General features: G+C 48.4%; 13 protein-coding genes. 1 reads left to right on the plus strand and 12 read right to left on the minus strand.

The annotated features are described in order from the left end of the window. Positions 1–303: 303 nt before the first annotated feature. The 6 genes from EYB58_RS15705 to potA all read right to left on the minus strand — a co-directional run bounded on the left by EYB58_RS15705 (position 304) and on the right by potA (position 7,493). On the minus strand, positions 304–1,653 hold the full coding sequence (locus EYB58_RS15705; protein WP_111954850.1) for a sigma-54-dependent transcriptional regulator: 1,350 nt from the start codon (positions 1,651–1,653) through the stop codon (positions 304–306). A 6-nt stretch (positions 1,654–1,659) separates the two neighbouring features. After that, positions 1,660–3,213, minus strand: coding sequence for a sensor histidine kinase (locus EYB58_RS15710; RefSeq protein ID WP_242637398.1), 1,554 nt, complete (start codon positions 3,211–3,213; stop codon positions 1,660–1,662). Positions 3,214–3,749: 536 nt separating this feature from the next. After that, complete coding sequence (locus tag EYB58_RS15715; protein ID WP_111954848.1) at positions 3,750–4,790, minus strand: extracellular solute-binding protein; 1,041 nt, start codon at positions 4,788–4,790, stop codon at positions 3,750–3,752. Then, positions 4,774–5,556, minus strand: a complete 783-nt coding sequence (gene potC / locus EYB58_RS15720; protein ID WP_207309062.1) for a spermidine/putrescine ABC transporter permease PotC — start codon at positions 5,554–5,556, stop codon at positions 4,774–4,776. The genes EYB58_RS15715 and potC overlap by 17 nt, the downstream gene beginning before the upstream one ends. Positions 5,557–5,560: 4 nt before the next feature. Further along, entirely contained in the window at positions 5,561–6,415 is an 855-nt protein-coding gene (potB, locus tag EYB58_RS15725) for a spermidine/putrescine ABC transporter permease PotB (RefSeq protein ID WP_111954846.1), read from the minus strand. Next, positions 6,402–7,493, minus strand: a complete 1,092-nt coding sequence (gene potA, locus EYB58_RS15730) for a spermidine/putrescine ABC transporter ATP-binding protein PotA (RefSeq protein ID WP_242637399.1) — start codon at positions 7,491–7,493, stop codon at positions 6,402–6,404. The genes potB and potA overlap by 14 nt, the downstream gene beginning before the upstream one ends. A gap of 550 nt (positions 7,494–8,043) precedes the next feature. Between potA and EYB58_RS15735 the strand changes: the two genes are divergently transcribed. Next, positions 8,044–9,477 (plus strand): hypothetical protein, encoded by a 1,434-nt coding sequence (locus tag EYB58_RS15735; RefSeq protein ID WP_111954842.1) that lies wholly within the window; start codon positions 8,044–8,046, stop codon positions 9,475–9,477. A 418-nt stretch (positions 9,478–9,895) separates the two neighbouring features. On the opposite strand, the gene EYB58_RS15740 is transcribed toward EYB58_RS15735, so the two are convergent. From EYB58_RS15740 to EYB58_RS15765, 6 genes are read right to left on the minus strand one after another with little or no spacing between them, the layout of a single operon-like run. Continuing rightward, on the minus strand, positions 9,896–10,660 hold the full coding sequence (locus EYB58_RS15740; protein WP_163354327.1) for a pentapeptide repeat-containing protein: 765 nt from the start codon (positions 10,658–10,660) through the stop codon (positions 9,896–9,898). 59 nt (positions 10,661–10,719) lie between these two features. After that, positions 10,720–13,239, minus strand: coding sequence for an eCIS core domain-containing protein (locus tag EYB58_RS15745; protein WP_111954839.1), 2,520 nt, complete (start codon positions 13,237–13,239; stop codon positions 10,720–10,722). Between the two features lie 20 nt (positions 13,240–13,259). Next, positions 13,260–15,269 (minus strand): ATP-binding protein, encoded by a 2,010-nt coding sequence (locus tag EYB58_RS15750; RefSeq protein ID WP_111954838.1) that lies wholly within the window; start codon positions 15,267–15,269, stop codon positions 13,260–13,262. A gap of 2 nt (positions 15,270–15,271) precedes the next feature. Then, positions 15,272–17,227, minus strand: coding sequence for a hypothetical protein (locus EYB58_RS15755; RefSeq protein ID WP_131072087.1), 1,956 nt, complete (start codon positions 17,225–17,227; stop codon positions 15,272–15,274). 17 nt (positions 17,228–17,244) lie between these two features. Continuing rightward, on the minus strand, positions 17,245–21,168 hold the full coding sequence (locus EYB58_RS15760; protein ID WP_111954836.1) for a hypothetical protein: 3,924 nt from the start codon (positions 21,166–21,168) through the stop codon (positions 17,245–17,247). Then, positions 21,168–23,060: a hypothetical protein gene (locus EYB58_RS15765; RefSeq protein WP_111954834.1), complete on the minus strand. Its 1,893-nt coding sequence runs from the start codon at positions 23,058–23,060 to the stop codon at positions 21,168–21,170. The genes EYB58_RS15760 and EYB58_RS15765 overlap by 1 nt, the downstream gene beginning before the upstream one ends.

Here is a 23,060-nt window from a genome sequence, read left to right on the forward strand (position 1 = left end):
ACTGTTGCATCGGTGTCGCAGAATGAAACACCGATGCAAATTGCACCCAAAAAGTGTGTAATTGACTTTAGATGAATGGGCTTTCCTTCATTACCGGGGGATTGACCTGATACTCGATGATCAAGTTTTTGTTAATTTGCCCAACTTCAGCGTTGGAAAAAATTTTAATCCTCAAAATATGTTGTATATTCATCCGGTTAAAAATTGTTTCCGCCTTGAATTTGAACAAATTCCCTAAAAACTTGATGATCGAGTGATAATTTTATTAACCCCCAACGTTGGTCCGAACCAACGTTGGCGTAATCATTGAATTTTGAATCGTTTCATAATCCGATAAAGCGTAGAGCGATTGATACCCAGAATTTTGGAGGCCTCGGTTTTATTACCTCCAGTGGATTCCAGCACTTCCTCAATGTGCGTTCTGTTCATCTGATCCAATGAATTGATATTCCTGCGAGGGGATCTTGAGACAGAGTGTCTGAAAATGCTGGGAAGGCTTTCTACTGTTAACGCGGGGCTTTCTTCGAATAAAGTAGCTCTTTCGATAATGTTTTCTAACTCTCTCACATTTCCGGGCCAATTGTATTTTTCCATCAATTTTAACGCATCGTAGGATATTTGATCAATCTGCTTGTTGTTCTGGGCAGCATAACGTCTCAAGAAATAAAAGGCCAACAGCGCAACATCATCAATGCGTTCACGCAATGGCGGTAAACTGATGGTGACGACATTAAGTCTATAGTACAAATCTTCTCTGAAGCGACCTTTTTTAACCATATCCTCAAGATTTCTATTAGTGGCAGCGATAATTCGAACCTGAACGATCTTCCGTTTAAATGATCCTACCGGTCGGATTTCTCCACTCTCAATGGCTCTTAGAAGGGCTTGTTGAAGCCCTTTGCCAATATCCCCGATTTCATCAAGGAACAAGGTGCCTCCGTCGGCAGCCTCAAAAAAACCCTGCTTATCCGATATCGCTCCGGTATATGCGCCTTTAACATGTCCGAATAATTCACTGTTCATCAAATTTTCATTGATTGCGGCACAATTCACCGGAATGTAGGGTTTTGCTGCCCTGTCTCCATTATAATGTATGGCCTTTGCCACCAGTTCTTTTCCGGTACCGGTTTCGCCACGAATCAGTACTGTGCTTTTGGAATCTTTTACATGGTGGATAGTTTTAAAAACCTCCATCATTGAGGGGCTGTTCCCTATGATATTATCAAAAGAATATTCCTGTTTTAACTGACGTTTTAGATGGATATTATCGATGAGCAGAGATTTCTTCTCCAACGTCTTTTTGACTACAACTTTAAGTTCTTCCATATCAAAGGGTTTCAGAATATAATCTTCAGCCCCCTCTTTCATGGCAGACACTGCCGTATCTACTGTGCCATATGCCGTGATCATGATAAACATGATATCGGCATCGTATTTTTTTGCTGCTTTTAAAACCTGCTTACCGTCAATGCCAGGCAGTTTGAAATCTGAAATCACCAGATCAAATGAATGCTGCTTGATTTGTTTCAGGGCTTGTTCTCCGGACTTTGTGGAATATACATCGTACCCCATTTTTTTAATGACATGTACCAAGCCTCTGTTTAAAGTCACATCATCTTCCACGATTAATATTGTAAACGGAACCACACTCATATCTTTCTAATCCCCAGTTGGAAGTTCAAGGGTGAAATTTGTCCCAGGTTTGCTCGCATCGTCCTGGGTTGAACTGACCACCTTTAAATCACCGCCCAGTTTCCTTGCCATTTCATAACTGATAAAAAGTCCCAAGCCCGTTCCCTCCCCGGGCTTTTTGGTTGAATAAAACGGATTAAATATATTTGACATATCCTCCTGGCAGATACCGATACCGGAATCGGCCACCTCAATTTTTACCAGTTTCAAGACTGGAATATAGCGGGTGCTCAATGTAAGAACACCGCCATCAGGCATGGCCTCGATGGCGTTTGCCACAAGATTCGTAATAATGGATTGCAGGGTGCTGGGATCTGCCAGAACATCCGGTATATCAGGCATTAAAGTCATTTCAACATGAATATTTTTTGCGTCACAGTGAGGAATAGTGATTTCCATCAATTTGGTCAGAAGATCATTGCAATTGACTGTTTGCAGGTCACTTTGTGTGTGTCTTGAGAAATACAAAAGATTTTTTATGACACTGCTGCCATGCTTAATTTCATCAATTACAGTTAATAAATGCTGAGATATGCTCTCCTTGTCAAAAGGTTGCTCTTCCATCTCTTCAAGGGCAATTTGCGTATAAAGCAACGCATTTGCCAAAGGCGTGTTCAATTCATGGGCAAGGCCGGAGGTTAGAAGGCCCATAGATGCCAATTTTTCTTTCTGAATCGCCTGAAATTCCATTTGCTTTTCCCGTTGATATTTTTCCTTGACCATATTTGCAATGGACGTTGATATAAAAAAAGCCAAAACTAAAACAAGCCCACCGGTTATGAGGGCATAAGAAAATGCTTTTTTCTCCAGCGTCTTGATACGATTCAGTATCTCTACCATGTCCTGATCTGCCATTACGATCCAGCCAAACGGATCGACATTCTGTCTGGCCTGCAGAACAGATTTACCCCGATAGTCAATGGCCTGATATGCAGGCAAATTACCTTCGGGCAATTGTTTTTTCATTGAAATCTTGGTTTCAAGGATTTTGGCGCCAAATCGGGATGTGGATAAAAACAATCCTTCTTGGTTAACCAAATAGACTTCGCCGGTATCCTCCATATTATTTTCTTTGAGCAACTTACTTATTGCGCTGAAATCGACCAGGCAATGTAAAAAATACCCACCTTGTGTGACTGTCCCCGATGATAGGGGTTTTGACAGCATCAATACAGGGATATCATCATTGTCTTTAGTCACGCTGAATATCTTGGACATTTTGATTCCCTGCCAGGATCGTGTGTCGCATGCGCCCATCTCCAAAATTTTGGAATCAATCCTTTCTTTTCCCGTACTGAATAAGAGGTGCCCAGCTTGAGTCATAATAAAAAAATCAATATAGGGTCTATGCTGATCCTTGGCTATTTGATCAATATGGTTGCTGAAATTTGTTTGTGAAATTTTCCAGATACTGCTGATCAAATGAATATCATTCACCCGCTCCATCATGAACAGTTTAATGGCTTCAACGTTTCTTTTGGCCTGATTGGTTAAATAGGACGCCGCCTTCTCTTCAATCATCTGCTTACCTTTGGAAAACCCATTAAACCCAAAAGACAGCAGCGGTACCAATGCAATTAACATAAATACAGAAATCAAAAGCAAACGAAATTTCTGAAAATACGACGCTGTAAATTTTGTATCGATCGTTTTACCACCATTGATTTGTAATATTAAATTTTTAATCAACCATGTTTTCATTTTTTGCAAATTTTGAGTAAATGATGAAAAATTTCTGGATCTCATGTTGTTCTTTACCATCGTTATCTTTTGCAAATATTTCATGTTTCGTTGTGTTCGATAGGACATGGGTCTTATTTAGAATAATTATCACAAACAATATGGCATTGCCATGTATCACATAATCTTTGTACCGAATTATAGATTTAAGATATTAGGACCGCAGATGAAATAACGTAGACGAAATTTTGTCGGGCTTTGGCTCATATACAAAGCGCGGCAGAGGTGCAGAAAAATTTGTAACCGAAATTACAATTGACAATCAGGATTTTAAATTCTTCTGCAACGTTGCAGATGGGTGGCTTTGGGTTCAAACACTAGTCGCTGGTACGAAGTTTTTCCCAGTACTTCTGATAAATTTCAATGGCCTGTCCCACGTCATTCTGGAATTCTCCTTGTTGGATGACCTTAGAGTCAGGAAAGATGGTCCGGCTGCTGCCGATGTCTGGAGCCAGCAGAGCAATGGCCGGTTCCACCGGGGTGGGGTACCCGTATTCTTCAACACAGGCCTTGGCCACTTCGGGGTTCATCATGAAGTTGATAAATGCATGGGCGCCTTTGGGGTTTCTTGCCCCTTTGGGAATAACAAAGCTGTCCACCCAGAAGCTTGCGCCTTCCTTGGGATACACATACTGGATTGCCGGATTTTCTTCCCGGGCCATCCAGGCTTCACCATTCCAGATCATGCCGATGCTGACCTCGCCTGCCAGAAAGGGCAATCTAGGAGAGTCGGAGTTGAAGAGCAGCACATTGGGCATCAACTCCTTAAGCAGCAGGTAGGCTTGTTCAATTTCCTTGGGATCCGTGGTGTTGCCGGAAAATCCCTTAATTCGCAGCGCCATGTGAAACACTTCCCTCAAATCGTCCTGGAGCAGCAGTTTACCTTTAAATTCGGGTTTCCACAGATCCTTCCATGATGTGATCTGTTCTTTGGGAATTTCGTCGGTGTTTACGGCAATGCCGGTGGACCCCCACATGTAGGGAATGGAGTAGTTGTTATCCGGGTCATAATCCTTGTTTAAAAGTTCGGGATCAAGGTTCTTCATATTGGGTAAAAGGGTATGGTCCAGTTTCATGAGCATGCCTTCCCTGCCCATCTTTGAAACAAAATAGGTTGAGGGAACAGTCACGTCATACCCGTCTTTTTTGATCAGCTTGAGTTTGGCATACATGGTCTCATTGCTGTCATAGGTGGCGTAAACCACTTCAATGCCGGTTTTTTTGGTGAATTGCGCAATTACTGATTCAGGCAGATATTCTGTCCAGTTGTAAACATAAATTTTTTCTGCGGCCTGGGTCTGGATTGCGGCAAGCAGCACGACAGTAAGAATAATAAGAGGTTTAAATAAGAGTTTCATGCGATTTTTTCTCCTTCAACATTAATTGACTGACAATAACCAATGCAAGGGAGAGCAGGACCAGAAGGGCGGCAAGCGCATTTACTTCGGGTTTGACTCCCACTTTAACCATTGAAAATATTTTCAACGGCAATACATCGTAACTTGGGCCTGTAACAAATGAACTGATGATGACATCATCAAGGGACAGGGTAAAGGCCAAAAGCCAGCTTGAGATAAGTGCCGGCCGCATCATGGGCAGAATCACCCGGGCGAGAATGTTTTTTTCCGATGCCCCAAGATCCCTGGCGGCATCAAGAAGATTGGGGTCAAAATCCTGCAGTCTTCCCGTGATGGTCATGATGGTAAAGGGCAGGCAGAAGGTGATGTGGGAAAACAGCAGGGACCAGAAACCCAACCCGATACCCAGGGCGATGAAAAGGACAAGAAAAGCAATGGCCAGGATAATGTCCGGTGCCATCATCAGGGTCATGCTTGTGCCCTGGATGATTTTTCGTCCGAAAAACCGGTAACGGTTCAGTCCGATGGCGGCCAAGGCGCCGATCATTGTGGCCAGAGTGGCCGCGCATACGGCAATGACCACGGAATGACGGGCCGCTTCCATCAGGGAATGGTTTTCCAGCATGGCCGTGAACCATTTAAAGGTAAATCCGTCCCATTTCATGCCGTATTTATTCAGATTGAACGCATTGACGATCAGTACGCTGATGGGCAGATAGAGATAGAAAAATATGCCTGCAAAGTAAAACAGCCTTAACATGTTCATCCGTTTATTCCCTTCCCCGGTTGAAACGGCGTAACAGCAGTCCGTATCCGATCAGCATCACCGCCATAAAAAGAATCAGTACAATGCTGGTTGCCGAGCCCAGGGGCCAGTTCCTCGCGTTGAGAAATTGCTGCTGGATAAGGTTTCCCACAAGTAGTTGGCGTGCACCGCCTAAAAGGGAGGCCACATAGAAAAGCCCCATGGTGGGGACAAATACCATGATACAGCCTGCCATAATACCGGGCAGGGTAAGGGGAAAAATAATTTTTGTAAATGTACTGAACGCACCTGCACCCAGATCCCGTGCGGCTTCGATCAGCTGGAAGTTCAGTTTTTCAACGGTCGCATACAACGGCAGTACCATAAAGGGCAGCATCAGATAAAAAAGCCCTGCCAACACCGCATAATCCGTGTACATGATTTTCAAAGGGGTGTGGATGAATCCTATGCTTAAAAGGGCTTTATTTAGTACGCCATGGGTGCCCAGCACCATGCGCATGGCATAGGTCCTGACAAGGGAATTGGTCCAGAAGGGAATCATCAGAAGTATAAGGGCAGACGTGCGCCATTTCGGCGGCATCCTGGCCGTGTACCAGGCAAAGGGATATCCTAAGCCCAGGCACAACAGCGTCGTTGTCAAGGCTAATTTTACAGAACGGGTGAATATAATGATATAGCCCGGTTCAATAAACAGCTGTGAATATGCTTTCAAAGTGAAAGAAAATTTGACCAGGTCTGCCGGATCCATGGTCAGGAAACTTGTAATGACAAGCAGCAGCAGCGGAATGACACCAAACAGGATAAACCATCCTGAGATCAGCAGGATGATGCAGAGCCGGGTGTTGTCAGGAATCTTCATCTGGCAGAACAACCTCCCAACCCTTAACCCAGGTAATATATACCCGCTGGCCCACACTGTAGTCAAAGTCCGGGTCATCCTCATCAAAAAATTCGCAGGTTGTCAACAATAGACCGTCATCAAGACGGACCAGAGTATCAAGGGTGGATCCCCGGTAACTGCGCTCAACAATGCTGCCGGTAAAGGTTTTTATATCCTTTGGGGGTTGCTCATAAAGCCTTAGATCTTCTGGCCGAAGCAGCAGCACCACCTTGTCGCCTGGCTGGAATGACCGCTGGGTATGGGCCGTAATCTGTCGGCCAAAGATGGTGACGTCCACTTGATCGGCATCAAGCGTTTTACTGATTATCCCCGGAAAAAAATTGATATCGCCGATGAATCGGGCAACATAAAGATTCTCCGGTTCCTCGTAAACCTGGCGGGGGGTGCCAAGCTGGGCAATTCTGCCCTCCTGCATCACCAGGATTCTGTCCGACATGGACAAGGCCTCTTCCTGGTCATGGGTGACAAAGATAAAGGAGATGCCGATTTCCCGCTGCAGTTTTTTCAGTTCCATCTGCATTTCCCGGCGCAGCCGTGCATCCAGAGCAGAAAGCGGTTCGTCCAGCAGAAGAATTCTGGGGCGGTTGACAATGGCACGGGCCATGGCCACTCGCTGCTGCTGGCCGCCGGAGAGTTGATGGGGATACCGTTCCGCAAATGCTTTCATCTTTACCTGCTCAAGGGCTTGCATCACCCGTGTCTGAAGTTCCCGGCCTTTGATTTTTTTAATTTTTAAGCCAAAGGCAACATTATTGAACACAGTGAGATGGGGAAACAGAGCATAGCTTTGGAATACGGTGTTAACCTTGCGTTTTTCAGCCGGCAGGGAAAGCAAATTTTTTCCGTCAAGACGGATGGTGCCGGTGTCAGGCTTCTCAAAACCGGCAATGATACGTAAAAGCGTTGTTTTACCGCATCCGGACGGCCCAAGAAGCGTAATAAACTCGCTTGTTTTTACGTCGAGGTCAAAATCCTGAAGAATAGGCTGACCGGAAAAAGACTTTCCTAATCCGCCAATGGAAAGAACCGATCCCACCAGCATCTCCTTTGCCTGTGTTGGTGTAAAATGTGTATAAGTTACAGCGGCATAGCTGGCTTCTACCTTAAAAAACAGATTTCAGAATATATTATTTTTCATCCTTTTGTCAATTTCAAAGACGTAAGGAGCTATGGTCAATTGCATCTAAAGATATCAACATTTTATTTATTTAAAATTTTTACCCGACGTGGAATTCTCAGGACTTCTGCAAAGATGGGGTTCCGTCATATAACCGCCTGAAACTTAAACGTTGAAGTTCAGAAAATCATGAGATACTATGATAGATATTAAAAGAAATTAAGGGTGAGGGCAAAATCGTCGATTCTGTTTATTTTGTTTATTAATTATAAAATCAATAATGAATTCAAGATTGATATGTTTTGGTTAGCGCTGGGATTGACGCCTGTCGTCATATGGCGTCTAAGTACCCCGCAATTATCTGAATTCAGCGGCTTGGGTCTGGCGTTTAAGGTGTGGTTGGACGAAACAAAATCAACCAGTAGTATTGTTGTTCAACTTGTTTCATCAAACAAGGAGGCTAATTCATATGAATCGCTTAAAATCCAAATTGGAAAATGCGTTAGGCAAATCAATCGACAAAATATGTCCCAATAAATTCCATACCGTTTCGGCAAATCACTGTGCCCATTTTGTCAGCCATATGACAGGTCTTACGTTTTCATTTAATTGCAAGGAATTTAAAGGGGGAAACAGTGAACCCGGCAATATCAGGGTGCATGAGATTTTTGCCCAATGCCCAAAGGTTGGAAAATTTGAAGACAGGCCGTCCGACCGGCCGATCCTGGTTTTCGTTACCCGAAAAGATGTTGTTGATCTTGGGCGTAAACGTATGGCAAACATCCCCCAAAAACACATCGGTGTATTGTTTGACGGTTCTGTCTATCATTATTCAAATACCAATAATCAGGTCGTCAAATGGCTTCCTGATGAATTTTTTGATACTTTTCAGCGTATATACGAAGGCGATCAGGGACTTTTTTACGGCACAATCCCCAATTCCGATCTACAGCTACGCATTGATTCCAATGCAGAGACGGTGAGAACCGGGCTTGCCTTTTCCCTTGACAGGCGGGAAGGGAACAAATGGTATGCCCGGGCTGTTAACGCAGAAAATGACCAGGAATTTTATGTCGGCCGTGAAGTGAAAAATCAGGCCAGTCAATATTATGGCATTTTCCGGCGGGCAAGCGAGTATGACGGGCCACAATTTGATCCGGATCATTATGTGGCGCAAATTGATCATTGGGCCTATTTACTTGAACTAACGGGATATTGTGAAAGTAAAAATTATTTCAACGTGTTCAACACCTATGACCGGGCCAAATTTACCTACGGATTTTATCAGTTTGCAGCCCACACGCCTGAAGATAATTTGATTCTGTTATTCCGCCGTTTGGTTAACCTTCCCAAAGCACAAGACTATTTTCCCGAAATAAAAATGCTGGACGGACGGTTGACCCGTGTCAATGAAAACGGCGGCACAACCGATCTTGAAACAGTTATGGAAACAGGGCCGAGGGGACAAAAGCAGCTGCAGCTGTTCATGAATTATTTGAATCCCTTCCGAAAAACAATTAACGAGCAGGAAGTCCTTCAGGTTGCACGACTGATTCACTGGACCGCAAATGACCTGGACATCGGCAGACTTCAGGTGGAAACTGCCGCTGAGATTCTTCAGAAGAAAATGAGCCGAAGATACGATCGCTGGTATGACCTGGACGGCCGGTCCGATTTGGTCTGCGCGGTAATCGCCGATATTCACCATCAGGGTAGAGCCGCCAAAAAACGGGTAAAAGCGGCCTTGGCGTCTGCCGATCCTGTGGATGCGTTAGTTCATATCAGTCCTAAATATGCCGGACGAATTGCAGATTTGAAAAAGATCAGCCAACGCCTGATTGATGAAAGAAAGCTGGGACAAAAAGTATATGACAGCGCCGGAAATGAGTTTGTAGATAGTTAAAAGAGAGCCCCCATAGTTATTGAAATTTACACAGGAATACCTGAATTTATTAATTAAAGGATTTCGCTCTACAGCGACAACTTGTCTTTGTTCACACAAAAAGGGATGAAAAATCAACATATTATAGCTGATTTAGAGCTATAAAATGCTCCAATGATAGAGGTGATTTCAGACGTGTCGCTGTAGAGTTAGAAAACATCTAAATTTTATGAAGAAGGTCCTCACCAGCCAGACCGTAAGTCATTCAGCTTTATCAAAGAGCTGATCATACCCTAATCCGAATATCTCGCAAAATGGCGGTATAGTCTCGAATCTGTCTGATTCCCATAAAATAAGGCCTCGTATAGAATGCCGTGGATCGGTGAGATCATTTGAGCAGTACTGCACTTATTCCATCCGGAACCTGGGATTACCACCTTTAACTCTCATCCTGAACAGCCGCAATAACCGCAGGAGTCCAACCTTCCCGTAGAGCACGTTCCAAACCGGAATAGGGATATCCTTTAAAAATTTTCATTGCCAAATCTCTATACTCAGTCTGGGAAGCCAGCAGCGTTTTCCATTTTCCAAAACAGACTTGCCGGGCAGTGAGAATCGCACCTACCAGTTTCGCCCTCTCCATATCATCCTCGACGTAGGGTTGCAGGATTTCTGCGATCATTTCACGTGATCTAAAAAAATTCATAGCTGACTCAAGTTGGGCGTTAGGAAATGAAGAGGCAAATGTAGTTGCACCAAGCAATTGAGTATTTGAAAAAATCGCGTTACCAAAAAAACTGTTCAGTAATTTTGCTCTTGAAAAATTCGTATTAGAAAAATCTGCTCTTTCACAGTCACATACTCGAAACATAGCCCATCCGAAAACGGCATTAAGGAATCGGCTCCCCGAAAACCGGCACTGAGTGAATATTGAACGATCAGCTTTGACATTATCCAAAACAGCACCCTCTAAATTTGTCAGCTCAAAATTTGTACCTCTGAGATCAGCACCATTTAAATTCGCACCACTCAAATCGACTTGGATTAAGTGACTCCTGGACAAGTCTGCACCGTCAAGTTTAGCGTTGCGAAGCGATACATTTTCAATGAGAATGCCTGATATGTCTGTACCGGTCAAATCCTCACCGTATGATCTGTTTTTTTTGAGCCTTTGAAGCCGACTTATCATATCCGAATTTTTCACAATCATCTCCTTGAATATTAGAGCACCGCAGGATCGTGTTTTATGAGGCCCTGTGAGCATCAGTCCCAGGTTATGATGCCGGGACCAGATTCCTGTTCACTTAATTGATCATGCAACTGCCCACCAAACAAGACAATCCAATCGTCCAAGTTTTCATTGTGTCTTTGGGCGACAGCCTCCAGGTCCTCCCTGAATTTTCCTCCCACATTCGAGACGACATAGGTTCCACCGATATCGGTCCTCAATGTGTATGCATATTGCGATAACCAAGCAGCCCAAAAAGCTTTTTCATACTGACTTGCGCTAGGCGGTTCGCCAAGTTCATTTAAAGGCTTTCCGTCAATCGTACATCGGTCTTCCACAACGACTTCTGGATCCCAATCAAACTCGACATTCTCACCTCGATCAAGTGCCAGATCAGCAACTCTTTGGGCTTGAAGGACTAAATTTGATGCCTCTGTTTTTTCAGACATCAACACGCGTTCAACACCAAGGTACCAACCAAAAGGATCGACCGCAGCAGGACCTGTCTCTCCTCTTCCCGTCACACCAGCTGGAGTCGTACCGCCACCGGAACCCGGTTGTGCAGCCCCCGTACCGGAAGAGGTGCCCCCGACTTCCCTGAGCAGTCTACCCGGTAATCTGGCAACATATTTGGTTAAATCTTTGGCTGCATCTGTAATTGCACCCGTTCCGGCGGCGCCGAGTGTCTCGGCCATTAGTTTGCCGCTTGATTTGAACCATGCGCCAAGAGCACTGCCCACGGCTCCTCCCGCAACACCACCGAGGGCTCCGAAAAGAACACCTAATATGATTTCTCTTGCGAGTTTTGCACGAGCGGTCCGGTCATCAAGGATGGATTTATGGGCTTCATATCCGTTTTTGTAATTCTGAGAAGCCTGAAGGAAGTAATCTCTGCCTGCAGAGTAGCGTGCAAGAATCAATGAATTGGCTGTGGAGCATTTGTCTTTGAACCCCCTTGGATCATTAACGATGTTGAGTTCAATATCATGACTAAACGCATTGTCTCTACCGGGAATGTATGCGTCTATGCTTGCAAATGAATTTCCGGCAGTCAACGCAGTAATAGTCACTTCCACTCTATTGGGTTCAACCCAAGTAGGTTCTCCAATATCGATACGGGCAGCACCCGATCCACCGGCAATATCAACAGCAAATGACATGCGTGAAAATTCGATACCCGCTGTTTGCGCATTATCAATATCTCCAAAAACTCCTGTCATCGTAATGGTATCCCCAACAAAAAGATTTGCATAACTTTGAGATCCAAAAGACGTACCTAACCCCACACCTTGCCCCCCACGGTCACCGCGAGACATTGATTCGATCCCCCAATCTACTAACGGGATCATTGTTGCAACACCGACCGGATCGGTATGGGTCGTTGTACTACTATCCTGATTCCCAACCTCTAACTCGGGAGTCATGTTTAAACTTGAAAATAACTTTTTAGCTTTCATTTTGAGGCTGGCGCGGGGTAACCCTTGAGGTGTGGCCCCCATATCTTCCACTTTCTCAGGATCAATAGATTGCCATCGCCAATTGAAGCGTGTATTGCTCGGGGCTTCTCGATGATTGGTTACGTTAACCTGAATATTGGAATCAGGATCATTGAGCAATACCAGTAAAATATCCGGATGTCTCGTAACTGTCGGGTCAAAAACCCTTTGAATCAAGCTGCGTGAAATGAAGCGTGTCGCGTGCGGTGTTATGGCTGAAGCGTCTCCCTTAAGGATTAAATCATCAGCTTTTATATGGGCGTTTGTCTTTCTATCAAGCTTATCGGTAATTCTTCCACGACCAGTTTGTTGAATGACATGTGTTAGTTCATGAGCAATCAAACGCCTCCCTGCATCGGTCCCCGGCAAATAGCCTCCATCCCGGAAAGCGATATGTTTACCGACAGTAAAAGCCCGGGCATTCAGATCCCGACTCGTTATATCGGCCACGTTATCTGTATGCACACGAACGCCTCCGAAATCTGCATGCATTCTCTGTTCAAAAAAGGTCCTGTCGGCTGTCGACATGGGCTGGCCGCCCCTTTTCATATTTGAAACGGTTTCCCCAATATCCGTAGAGGTATGGGATCTTATAGACGAGGACTCTTTTGCCTGAAGGGCCACCGTATGCTCTTCTTCCTCAGACATTATTAAGCGTTGGAGTAAGGGCGGAATACGCTTCGAGACTGGATTTCTGCGAATGGCCGAATCGTCCATTTGTAACACTTTTTCCGCCATTTGATCAGCCTCTAACTCGTATTTATCATCAGGAGCTCCCATCTCAAGGTCGGCCTGAATAAGTTTCTCCTCTTCCTTGAGAGGTTGTCTTTGGACAGTAGAAAGTTTTCGTTGTGGTGGTAAGGGATTCTCTTCTTCATCAATAGGAAGCCGGTGCTCAGGTGGACGGTGCGAAGACATTGCTACCCGTTTTAGAAAAAATGGAAGGGCTGTTTCCTGAACCTGACCTTCTAATGATTCTCTGGGTTTTATTTTCTCATGTGAAACAGAAACGCCGGGTTTTTTCTGATTTTTTTTTTGCGTATCGATTGTGATTTTCATCGTTGGTCTCTTTTATTAAATTAAGACGGTTCTTTCCTCTTGAATTGTCTCAACTCAGGAGCTAATTGTTTGCCAATTTTCCGGTATTCATCTGAAAGGGCGTAAATTACAGTTTCAAAAGAAATCCTTTCCTTCCGGCTTTTGGCCATCACCGCAGCCGTCAACACCACATTCCGGATATGGCCGCCGGAAAGCTCGCACTGCATAGCCAGTTGATTGATGTTGCCTTTGGAAAGGGTGTGAAATGATCCCAGATGATTAAGCCAGATGGCCCGGCGCTCTTTGGGCGTGGGCAGGGGGAAGTCAATGATCATGTCCAGCCTGCGGGTGAAGGCCGCGTCGAACCGGGCCTTGCTGTTGCTGGTGAGCAGCACTACTCCGGTGTAGGTTTCGATTCTCTGGAGCAGGTAGTTGGTTTGGGAGTTGGCGAACCGGTCATTGGCATCTTTGACATCGGTGCGTTTGCCGAACAGGGAGTCTGCTTCGTCAAACAAAAGGACCACGTCTTCCTGTTCCGACTGCCCCAGGAGTCGGGCCAGGTTTTTTTCGGTTTCCCCGATGTATTTACTGGTGATGGATGCCAGGTCCACCCGGTACAGGGGGGTGCTCAGTCGGTTGGCCAGCCAGCTTGCGGCCAACGTCTTGCCTGTACCTGACGGACCGGTAAACAGGGCTTTGACGCCCATTTCGTACCGGGCCTTGAGGGTGATGCCCAGATCGTTCACCAGCTGTTCGCGCAGGCGACACCGCTGCTCCAGCAAATCCAGCTGTCTTTGGGTCCGGGGCCGGACCACCAGGGTTTTGTCGGTGACTTGGGCTTTCACGGGTTGGGCCATAGCACTCAAGCCCCTGTTCTCCCGGAGCCAGGCTGCTTCCCGAATGTCCTCCATGCCAACAGCGTCTTTTTGGTGAATGATGCTTTGACGTTTGGCCAGACCCGCCAACTCAATGATCCGGTCCATACCGTGGATATGGTCGGATGCCAGTTGTTCGGATAATTCGGACCGGTTCAGATGTTTGTCCCAGAGGCTTTTGCGTTCCTCATGGGTCGGCAAAGGGATGGTCCAGCCGATGACCTGTCCGACATTGGATTCAAAGGCGCCTTCATGGCCGGCAAGCACCAGTACAGGGCCTTGATACCCCGTGATCTCCGGAAGGTTGATCTGATCCCCCGGCCCGCACTCATAACTCAAAATCGGTAAAAGGCTTTTTTGAATGCAGATGGTTCCCAACCCGGTAAAGGCCTTTTCCTGATTCTCAATCATTAAGGCCTTTTTCCCAAGAGTAACGGCAATATGACGGGCAGCCCTTGTTTTTTCCCGGATAGACGAAGACCGGATCACCAGGGCGTCTCTGGAGCCCTGGGCCAGGGACCGGGCCTGGAGGTCTGCCTGCCGGGCCAGGGAGTGCGGCAGTTCAAATCCGTCATCGTCACCTATGATTCGGGTACCGGGCCATGAAAAGCGGCCCCCTGCTACGTTCAATGCCACAGGTGTATGCAGGCGCACCGACTGCTCTGGCAGGGGAGCCGCTTCATTCAGCATCTGAAGAAGACCCAGCGCAACGGCTTTCCCATGGACGATGTTTGCCATGATATTTCCCATATTATTACCAGGGTATATTCCCGAATCCCGGATCAAAGCGGCCAGCAGGCTCAGCGTGGGCCGGGATCCGCCCATGGGTTGTTGAAGGTAAGCCATGCAACGGCCTGCCATGGGATCGGTTTCCACAAGATAACACAGGGTCAGGGCGATGATATCGGAACAAGCCGGTTGCGTCGTTCCCAGAAGCCCGATCAGGTTTTTTTCCCCGGCGTGGGAGTTTTGGATCATATCGTTTAAGTTCAACGGTCCATGGGGCCTGGGTGGAACGGCGTGCATCAGATAGGCGGCTTCGGGCTGACTGGGTTCCTTTTGCTGGTCCGGGGGCAGCATGCCTGCCAGCAACCCCATGACCCAGTTCCTGATATCCAGGGCAGGTAAATTGTCCCTTGGCGGGATGACATGTTGAATGTGAATGGTATTAGGCATGGTTAACTGTCTCCCCCAACATAATGAAATTGAAACACCCGTCCCAGCCACGGCACCCAGCCAGGGTTGATATCGAGTCCTGCCATACGCACACGGATATCCAGTTGGCTAAAAGGGAACGTCAGGTCCAGGTGGGTTTTTGTGGTTGCGATATACGCCGGGCGGCGAATTAAGTCCCTAAGTTCCATGGCGGCAGCATCACGGCAATACCGTTCCATGGCGGTCACCATGGTATCCACCAGTCGATCCAGGGACCAGTCTTGGGACACAACCGGACCCGGATTTATGTGATATCGGTCGAGCCAGGGCGCTACCCGGTATCGGTTTTTTCGACGCCAGACGCCAATCATCAGCGGGTTTTCGGAATCAAGGAGCAGGCCGTATCCATTAAAACCGTTGATTGTTGCCACACGGAAATTATCCTCTTCCGATGACGGCTTCGGCAGAATGCGCCGCCATTGCGGTGGTGCTGCAAATTCAGGAATTACGGTAGCAGGTTCCGGTTTTTCCCCGAGAAATGCAAGGGCCGGATCATCCGGTGGAATGGAAAAAAGCGTTGCGCATCGGAAAAGAATGTGCCGGGGAAGATCGAGATCGTTATACTCCGGAAATTTTTCCATTAACGTGTCCACCCCAATGCGCTTCATCAGGGGGATTATGAAAATTAATCCCGCATACTCGCTGGTCTCACCGGCAAATCCGCCCAGAAACGGCAAAATATCCCTTAAGACATGTTTTCTAAACGGTGTGGATTGACTATGTTCCGATTCCGGGGAAGGGGAACCCGAAGAATCGGAGGCCACTGTGTGACCGGGAGGACCGGGGGCCTGGGGATAGCCGTCAACCAAAATATGTTCAGGTGGCTGACGCGACTTTTCGTAAATGCTGTCGGTGTGTTGGGATATAGCCTTTCCGGCCCCATCCTGTTCCGATTTCGGCTCTGCCGTGGGTTTGTTCTTGTAGACAAACTCCGACTCAGCATAGTCGGTTGCGATTTGACCATGGGCATTTGTCTCTTGCATTGTCGCTTCTGATGGAATCCCACCGGATTGATTCAGCTTCCCTCGGATTTGTCTATGAACTTCAGGGCCTGCATCCTGGTGCGGATCACCCACGTTTCCCCGGTCCTTTTTAGTACCTTGGGTATCACGGGGATTGGCAGGGAGGTTGGAAACCGTCCCAAGCAAGCGGTTCAAGTGAACCGGATCTGCAGCTTGATTCATCCGGGCCAAAACCAGATAGGACGCAAGCGCAAACCTTGGATCAAAAATCGGCCAGAGACCGGCCGCCCCTGTGATTATCCCGCCTTCAAGAGAGGTCACTATCATCGGTTTTTTCGGGGGGATCATTGCCCTTTTTTCCGTTTCTTTCATGGGGTCAATGAGAACCGGTGAAAGGCCCAGATTGAAAAGGTAACGGGTAACATCCCGGGGATTGAATTTATCAAGGACGTCAAGAATCCGGCCGCTTTCCACCAGCGGTTCCAGCACAAAGCAGAGCCCCCGGATACCGGTTTCGTATTCGGAAACCCGGGAGACAATCACTTGATAGCTCTGTGGAACCGAAAAAGAAGGGTGCCATCCCTTTACGGCGGCTTTCCAATACCATGCCCGGGGCCGCTGGTTTTTTGCAAGAAGACGGATCAGGAACCGATAGGGGGACAGGTCGTCGGGAAACCAGACTGCGGGCGCGCCAATCAATTCTGGCGTGTCCTGGCTGAGCACCACGGGACTGATGTGACGGAACTGCTCGTCAATTCGATTGGCCAAAAAGCGGCTTGATACAGAGGATGAAAAATTACCCAGATCAAGTCGTTTGACAAACACCCGGCCATTGGGGGGAACTCCGGGAAACGACGCTGTCCGGAGGGCATCTTCAATAGCACATGTCATCCGGGACAGTATGGCGTTATCCCGGGTTCGGATTCGTAATTTTCGAACATGACAATCTGTCGACATGGCCGGTTCCCCTATTATTACTTCATGGATTTCAACATCCAATTCATCTGTGTCGCACTGGTTTCCGGAATAAATTTTATTTGGGCCCCTTGGTCAATGCTGAAATCAGGTTTGCCGTCCTTGGTTTGGGTGACCTTGATGCGGGCCGCACCGGCTCCGACATCTGCCACAATGCCTTGAACCACAACGGATTGTTGGGTCATGACCGTGGCGGTCATTCCAATTTTCACGATCCCCTGGTTCACGGCGACATCAATGACATCCCCCACCTTTCCGGCGGACGGCTCGTTCACATATCCCTTTATGATCGTGCTGACCGGTGCATGGCCGGCCAGGAGAATACAGACCCGGACCAGATCGTTCATGGTCTGGCGGGCCTGGGCAATGTCGGTGTCGACCTGGGAAAAAAGCCAGTCCACCATATTCTGCAGATCCTTGCGCAGGAAGATATCAATCTTGTCAAAAGAGGGCAGGGTCTCCAGTTTTTGCAAATCCACCGGTTTGTCGTAAATGCTGATCAGATTGGCCCACTGGAGCTTAATGACGGGTTCCATTCCGTCCACCAGATGGTACAGACAGACCGCCACATCCTCCAGGTTTTCCATGACGGTCGCCGCCCGGCGGGCCAGTTTGGAAAATCCTCTGCCTTTTTCGATCAAATCGGCCAGCGACACCTTGTTTTCGGCCTGATAAACTAAATCAAGCCAGGTCATGGTATTCAGTTTAACCGTATCCGGAACGACTTTTTCTTTGGCTACCACTTGTTTGACCTGCTGGTTGGCCGCTATAATTTTCCAGGCTGCCTGGCCAAACGCATGGGTGTTATACACCTTGTGGGAAACGGTTTGGGCCGGTGCCTGGGCCACAATCCGTGCGGTGCGTGCGGCTGCTTGTGTCATCAGTTCGGCCACGCCGGGAACCGTGTTGACCTGGCGGACCAGTCCTTTGGCCTCCGTGAGCCAGGTGATGGGAATTTCACGGAACACATCCAGCATGTCGTCCAGTTCGCCCACGGCCTCGTAATCCCTGGCCAGACAGGCTGGTACCGGATTAACGTATTCGGCAGCCAGGGGAATTGACGGCACATCCAGCCGGGTCTCCACCAGCCGGGGCCGGACAAAAATCAGGCTGGTCACATAGGTGGCCAGAATGGCCTGACGCTGTTCATTGACAGCCGTCAGGCGGGCCTGTTCTTCTTCATACAGGGATCTGGTTACGAGGGCATCATGGCGCAGCACCACCAGCTTGTCATCAATTTCTCCCAGTTTGTCTTTCCAGAGACGGGCATTGGTTTGTAAATTCAAAAGCACTGTACCGCATTGGTTTACCGCTTTTTTGTAATCCTTGAGTCTTTTTTCAATCAGGCGCATGGCATTGAGCCCGTGTTCCAGGGCCGTTACCCCGGTTGAAAAATAATTGGCCTCATCCCCGTCAGCAGGATCCGGATCGAACATGCCTTCCCGGATGTTTTTAGAAAGCAGCGGGTCCTTGACGGACCGCATGTTTTTTTTATTGTTTGCTGCAAGATTTGAAAAATAAGTTTGAAGTTTTTCCGAAGAAATAGCCGGTTTCTGGTCCGCCAGGTATTTTTTTTCGTCATCGGTCAAGGGAACCACATGAATGGATGCAAAATCTTCGGATAAGCGTGACCGGTTGTCCAGGATGACTTGTTCCGACTCGGTCAAACCTTTGATATATGCGTCATATTGACTGCGGGCAATGATAGCGGTCTTGCTGTCCGTTACACTGACCTCTTCATCAATTTCCAGGGGCACCTGGGCAAGCAGGTCAAAAATGGCTGACTTGGTGTTGACCGCGTTACTTTTAACCTCCATTGCCGGAGACTCGTATACCCTTTCAATCACAGGTTTGTCACGAACTGCCATTTTCTGGGGGATGATCACCGGTTGCTTATATTTAAACACCACCTCCGGCGTTGCGGCCGCGGCATAGTACAGATCTTTTTTGACCGAATAGATGGAGCCCGTTGTCTTTTGTGTTTCAGCCAGCATGGCAATGGTTTTGTTGGCATCCCCGTAACGGCTTGCCGTCACACTGGCCAGTGTTCGTGTGGCCGTCATCAACTCATCGGTGGAAATATCCTGGCCGCTTTCCCGTTTCTTGATGATCGACAGAGCATTATCGATTTTTTCATTTTCAGTGGTGCCGGACAACGCTTCAGGTGCCAGTTCTTCAGGGGTGATATCAAGCGTTTTTTCAGTGGTGATGGCCGAATTGAAATACTGTTCCACATCATCTAAGGTGGGGATGCTTTGCTGGTCTCCGACAATGCTTGCCATGGCCGGGGAGGTGGCCATTCTGGAGGCCTTGATGTTTCCTTTTAAAAGCCTTCGCAGGCGGTACATCTCGGTTTCAGACTTGACATAGCCGGAATTCAACAGGTCTTCGGTTTTGGTGATCTTCTCTTTTAAATCGGCAATGAAGTTTTCAAGCCCTTGAAATTCTTCCCGGAACCCCGGGGGATCGTCATTCGTTGGAACCAGGGGATTAAGCACCGACCCGGGAACGCCCGGTGCATTTTTTCGGATCCATGTACGCAGATTTGAAACCGCATTGACAGCCGCGCTCCCAAATTCCGTAAGTGTATCATCATGGTCCGGGAATACGGGAAATACAGTCTCATCCGGGATCGCGTCCGTATCCGCTCCGAATTCTGGAACCTGTGCCTGATCAATGCCTCCAATGACCCGGTTGGCCATGCCTCTGAGCCAGGTCCGGTTTGCGATCCACAGCCGGATTTCACCAATCAGCTTGCGCAGGGTTTCCAGAAAAACAGGATCCGGGGTTTCCGTTTTCAGCAGGTCCGGCTGGTACACGGACTGGGGAACGGGCACCAGCAGTTTGATTTTTTCGGGCATGTTTAAATCAAAAGGCACCAAGCCGGCTGAGGCGTTCATGGCAACTTCCAATTGTTCTTCGGGAATGGGTGAGGCTTCGATAATAAACTGGCTGGGGAAAAAATCCGACCGCATGTTATCAAAATTTAAGGCCTGTTTCGGCAACACACCCACCGGCGGCAGGGTCTCAAAAAGGGTATGAGCTGGGGGCAGTTCATCCGTGGTTTGCCTGATATCAGCTAAATGCCCCACGAATTGTTGGATGCGTGACTCCCACAGAAACGGCGTACCGTTCAGAGACAACAGGGGCCGGGTGGAAAGGGGCGCCCCGCCCTGGCGCACCACGGCCTGCTGATCAATGAACATGATTTGGCCGGTGTCTTCGGTAATGTAAGCCAGCCCCAGGGGGACGCCCACCTGTTCCCATGGAAACAGGGTGTCCGGATGGGCATATTCAAAGTCGAAAATTTGGTATACCAGCCGGTTCCGGAGCTGCGGGTCCTCAACTGGTGGAATGGATCCCAAAAGACCGGTAGGCCAGGGCATGAACACCATCCGGCATCCATCCACGATCTGCTCATCGTCAAAGGGATCCTGATTTTCATCCCACTGGCATTGATTCTCCGTGTCGCTGACGATTTCATCTAGGATTTCAATTGGTTGGAGCAGGAATATTCCGGCACCCCGGGGAGCATTTTCACTTTCCCACACAGCCACATTGTTCATAAAAATATCCGAGGTCTCCGGCAGGGTCACATCTTCGCCCCATGGGGTGATTCCCTGGCCGGCGGAAAGCCTCAACCATTGCTCGGTGTGATGGGTGCCCTCCTGATCGGCAAACTGCCGTTGGTAATGGGACAGGGTCAGCCCCTGGATCACCCCCCGGGACACGTGGCGGCCGGCCAGTTGAAGATGACGCAGATGGTGCTTGGTGTTGGAAATCAGGGTATCCGCGGTCAGCGCCCGTCCCGTATACAAATGGGGTCGGCTGTACCATTCCGAAGATACCCGGTTACTCAATACCGGTGACGTCCGGATGACCCGCTCGCCTTCAAAATGGTGTTCTGCGAAGGCTATTTTCATTATTCCGGCTCCTCTATTTTGCCTGATTCCAGTTCCTTTTTTTTGCTTAGAATGAACGCGGCAATCTCTTCCGGCGTATCCGTACCCGTCAGGCGGGTATGCAGGTCGTCGGCAAGTATCGCTGCCTCATTTGTTTCCAGTTTTTGGGCCAGGTCATCCAGTTCGGGTGCGCGCAGGGTTTTAGCCAGTTTTTTTCGCTGCTCGGTTTTCTCTTCATCGGTCCCCACAAAAAGCCGTTCATCCATCCTGTCCAGGCCTTTTCCCATCTCTTTGCCTGCAAACCGCGTACTCACCGAGGCGGCATGGCCTTCATCCAGTTTGTCCGTGTCGTTGAATTCGTTGAGGGCCGAGCGCATCAGCACTTCGGATTTAGTGAATTTGGGAATGGTCAAAAGTCTTACCATTTCCAGGTCCGCAGCCGCGCTTCCCCTGATTTTCAGGTTGGTGAATTTATTGTACAATCCAAGGTCTTTCTGGTACCGCCTCATGTCGGTTTCATCCTTGTGCTCGTTGGTCATTACATGCACGGCCGTACCGGTGATTTCATCCTTGTAGCTGACATGCCGCCTGCGTACGTACCAGACAAAGGGTTCTGAGGTCAGCAGGCGCTGCCATGCGCCCTGGCGTAACGTCTCTTCATCTTTCACAGTTGGTGTCTCAAAATCCGGGAGCTTGGTTTGGAAAAGATTCAGATACTCCCTGGGGGTGAACTTGGACCGCGCAGTTTTAACGGGGAAACGGATCGTGGCGGGAAGTTTTTTAATGGCCTTGGTTTCACTGTGGAAAACATGCCTGGGCACCGGCAGAAAAACCATAACAGACGTATTTTCCATAACAGTATCATCATCCAGGAGAATAGGCGGCAGCAGCAGGCTTTCTTCGATCAACAGACCCATTTCATCCTCCGGGATGATGGACATCTCCACATCCATGACATCGGGAAAATAGTATTGGGTCAATGTGGAAAGATCCACACAAGCCGCGGGCAGGCGTCCGGTCGACGGCAGGGACTGAAAATATTCCGTGGCGGAAAACCGCAGGTCGGCATTGGTTCCTTTGCGCTGGTCCACGATGTCCTGGATCATGGCGTCGTATTGCTTGAAATGGGAACTGCGGATCGATCTGGGGGTAAATCCGAATCCCAGAACGTCGCTGTGCACCGCCCCCATGTCCCGACGGACCATGTGGTTGTCCAGCCAGAGAAGCTTTCCCCGTCTCATTTCGATCATGGCCAGGGGAAGGGTGGTGCTGGGAATGCGATATTCGGTGGTCTGGGTGAATATCTGATGGGCCACTTCGGCCCGCCGGGCTTCGCTGGACCGGGCGGCCCCGGCAGGGTATGAAAAGGGAACCAGGGTTATGGCCGTGGCTTCAATAATGCTGCCGTCCCGCATCTGCCGCTGACCGTCCACATCCACCGGATAGGAGGCAGTGGGGTTGGCCGTAAACTCAAGGGGCCGCAGGGCGATGATGTAAATTCCGCTGCGGGAGCGGTCAGGCGGGGCCGGTTTCCGGCTCAGTCCCATTTTTACGTTCAACTCTTCTGCCAGGGCAATGTTGTGAAGGCTGATATCAACATCATTGGGCAGGAATACCCGTTCCCCGTCAAAGGTCATGCCGTGCCCCTGGGCGATGGTGATCCGGGTGGAATCGTTTTGTTTGACCATCAGCCCTTCGACCACCCCGGTTCCTGTGGCCACGGCCAGGTCGGCCTGCCGGGTCAGAAAATAACCGGATTCACGGTTCAGGTCTGCAGCCTTGAGAAATCGTCCGTCAAACCATCGGGGCCGGCTTCGCCTGCGGTCCACGAAGACAGACCCGCCATATTCGTATTTATCCAGGATGCTGATATGCTGTTTCATCCGGTCGATATTGTAATCTTTTAAGGCCAT

Source organism: Desulfobacter hydrogenophilus, assembly GCF_004319545.1.
GTDB lineage: Bacteria > Desulfobacterota > Desulfobacteria > Desulfobacterales > Desulfobacteraceae > Desulfobacter > Desulfobacter hydrogenophilus.

Bases quoted from the DNA above. Each gene is read 5' to 3' on its own strand.
- EYB58_RS15705 (WP_111954850.1), bottom strand. From the start codon at position 1,653: ATGAGTGTGGTTCCGTTTACAATATTAATCGTGGAAGATGATGTGACT.
- EYB58_RS15710 (WP_242637398.1), bottom strand. From the start codon at position 3,213: ATGATTGAAGAGAAGGCGGCGTCCTATTTAACCAATCAGGCCAAAAGA.
- EYB58_RS15715 (WP_111954848.1), bottom strand. From the start codon at position 4,790: ATGAAACTCTTATTTAAACCTCTTATTATTCTTACTGTCGTGCTGCTT.
- potC (WP_207309062.1), bottom strand. From the start codon at position 5,556: ATGAACATGTTAAGGCTGTTTTACTTTGCAGGCATATTTTTCTATCTC.
- potB (WP_111954846.1), bottom strand. From the start codon at position 6,415: ATGAAGATTCCTGACAACACCCGGCTCTGCATCATCCTGCTGATCTCA.
- EYB58_RS15735 (WP_111954842.1), top strand. From the start codon at position 8,044: ATGAATCGCTTAAAATCCAAATTGGAAAATGCGTTAGGCAAATCAATC.
- EYB58_RS15745 (WP_111954839.1), bottom strand. From the start codon at position 13,239: ATGAAAATCACAATCGATACGCAAAAAAAAAATCAGAAAAAACCCGGC.
- EYB58_RS15750 (WP_111954838.1), bottom strand. From the start codon at position 15,269: ATGCCTAATACCATTCACATTCAACATGTCATCCCGCCAAGGGACAAT.
- EYB58_RS15755 (WP_131072087.1), bottom strand. From the start codon at position 17,227: ATGTCGACAGATTGTCATGTTCGAAAATTACGAATCCGAACCCGGGAT.
- EYB58_RS15760 (WP_111954836.1), bottom strand. From the start codon at position 21,168: ATGAAAATAGCCTTCGCAGAACACCATTTTGAAGGCGAGCGGGTCATC.
- EYB58_RS15765 (WP_111954834.1), bottom strand. From the start codon at position 23,060: ATGGCCTTAAAAGATTACAATATCGACCGGATGAAACAGCATATCAGC.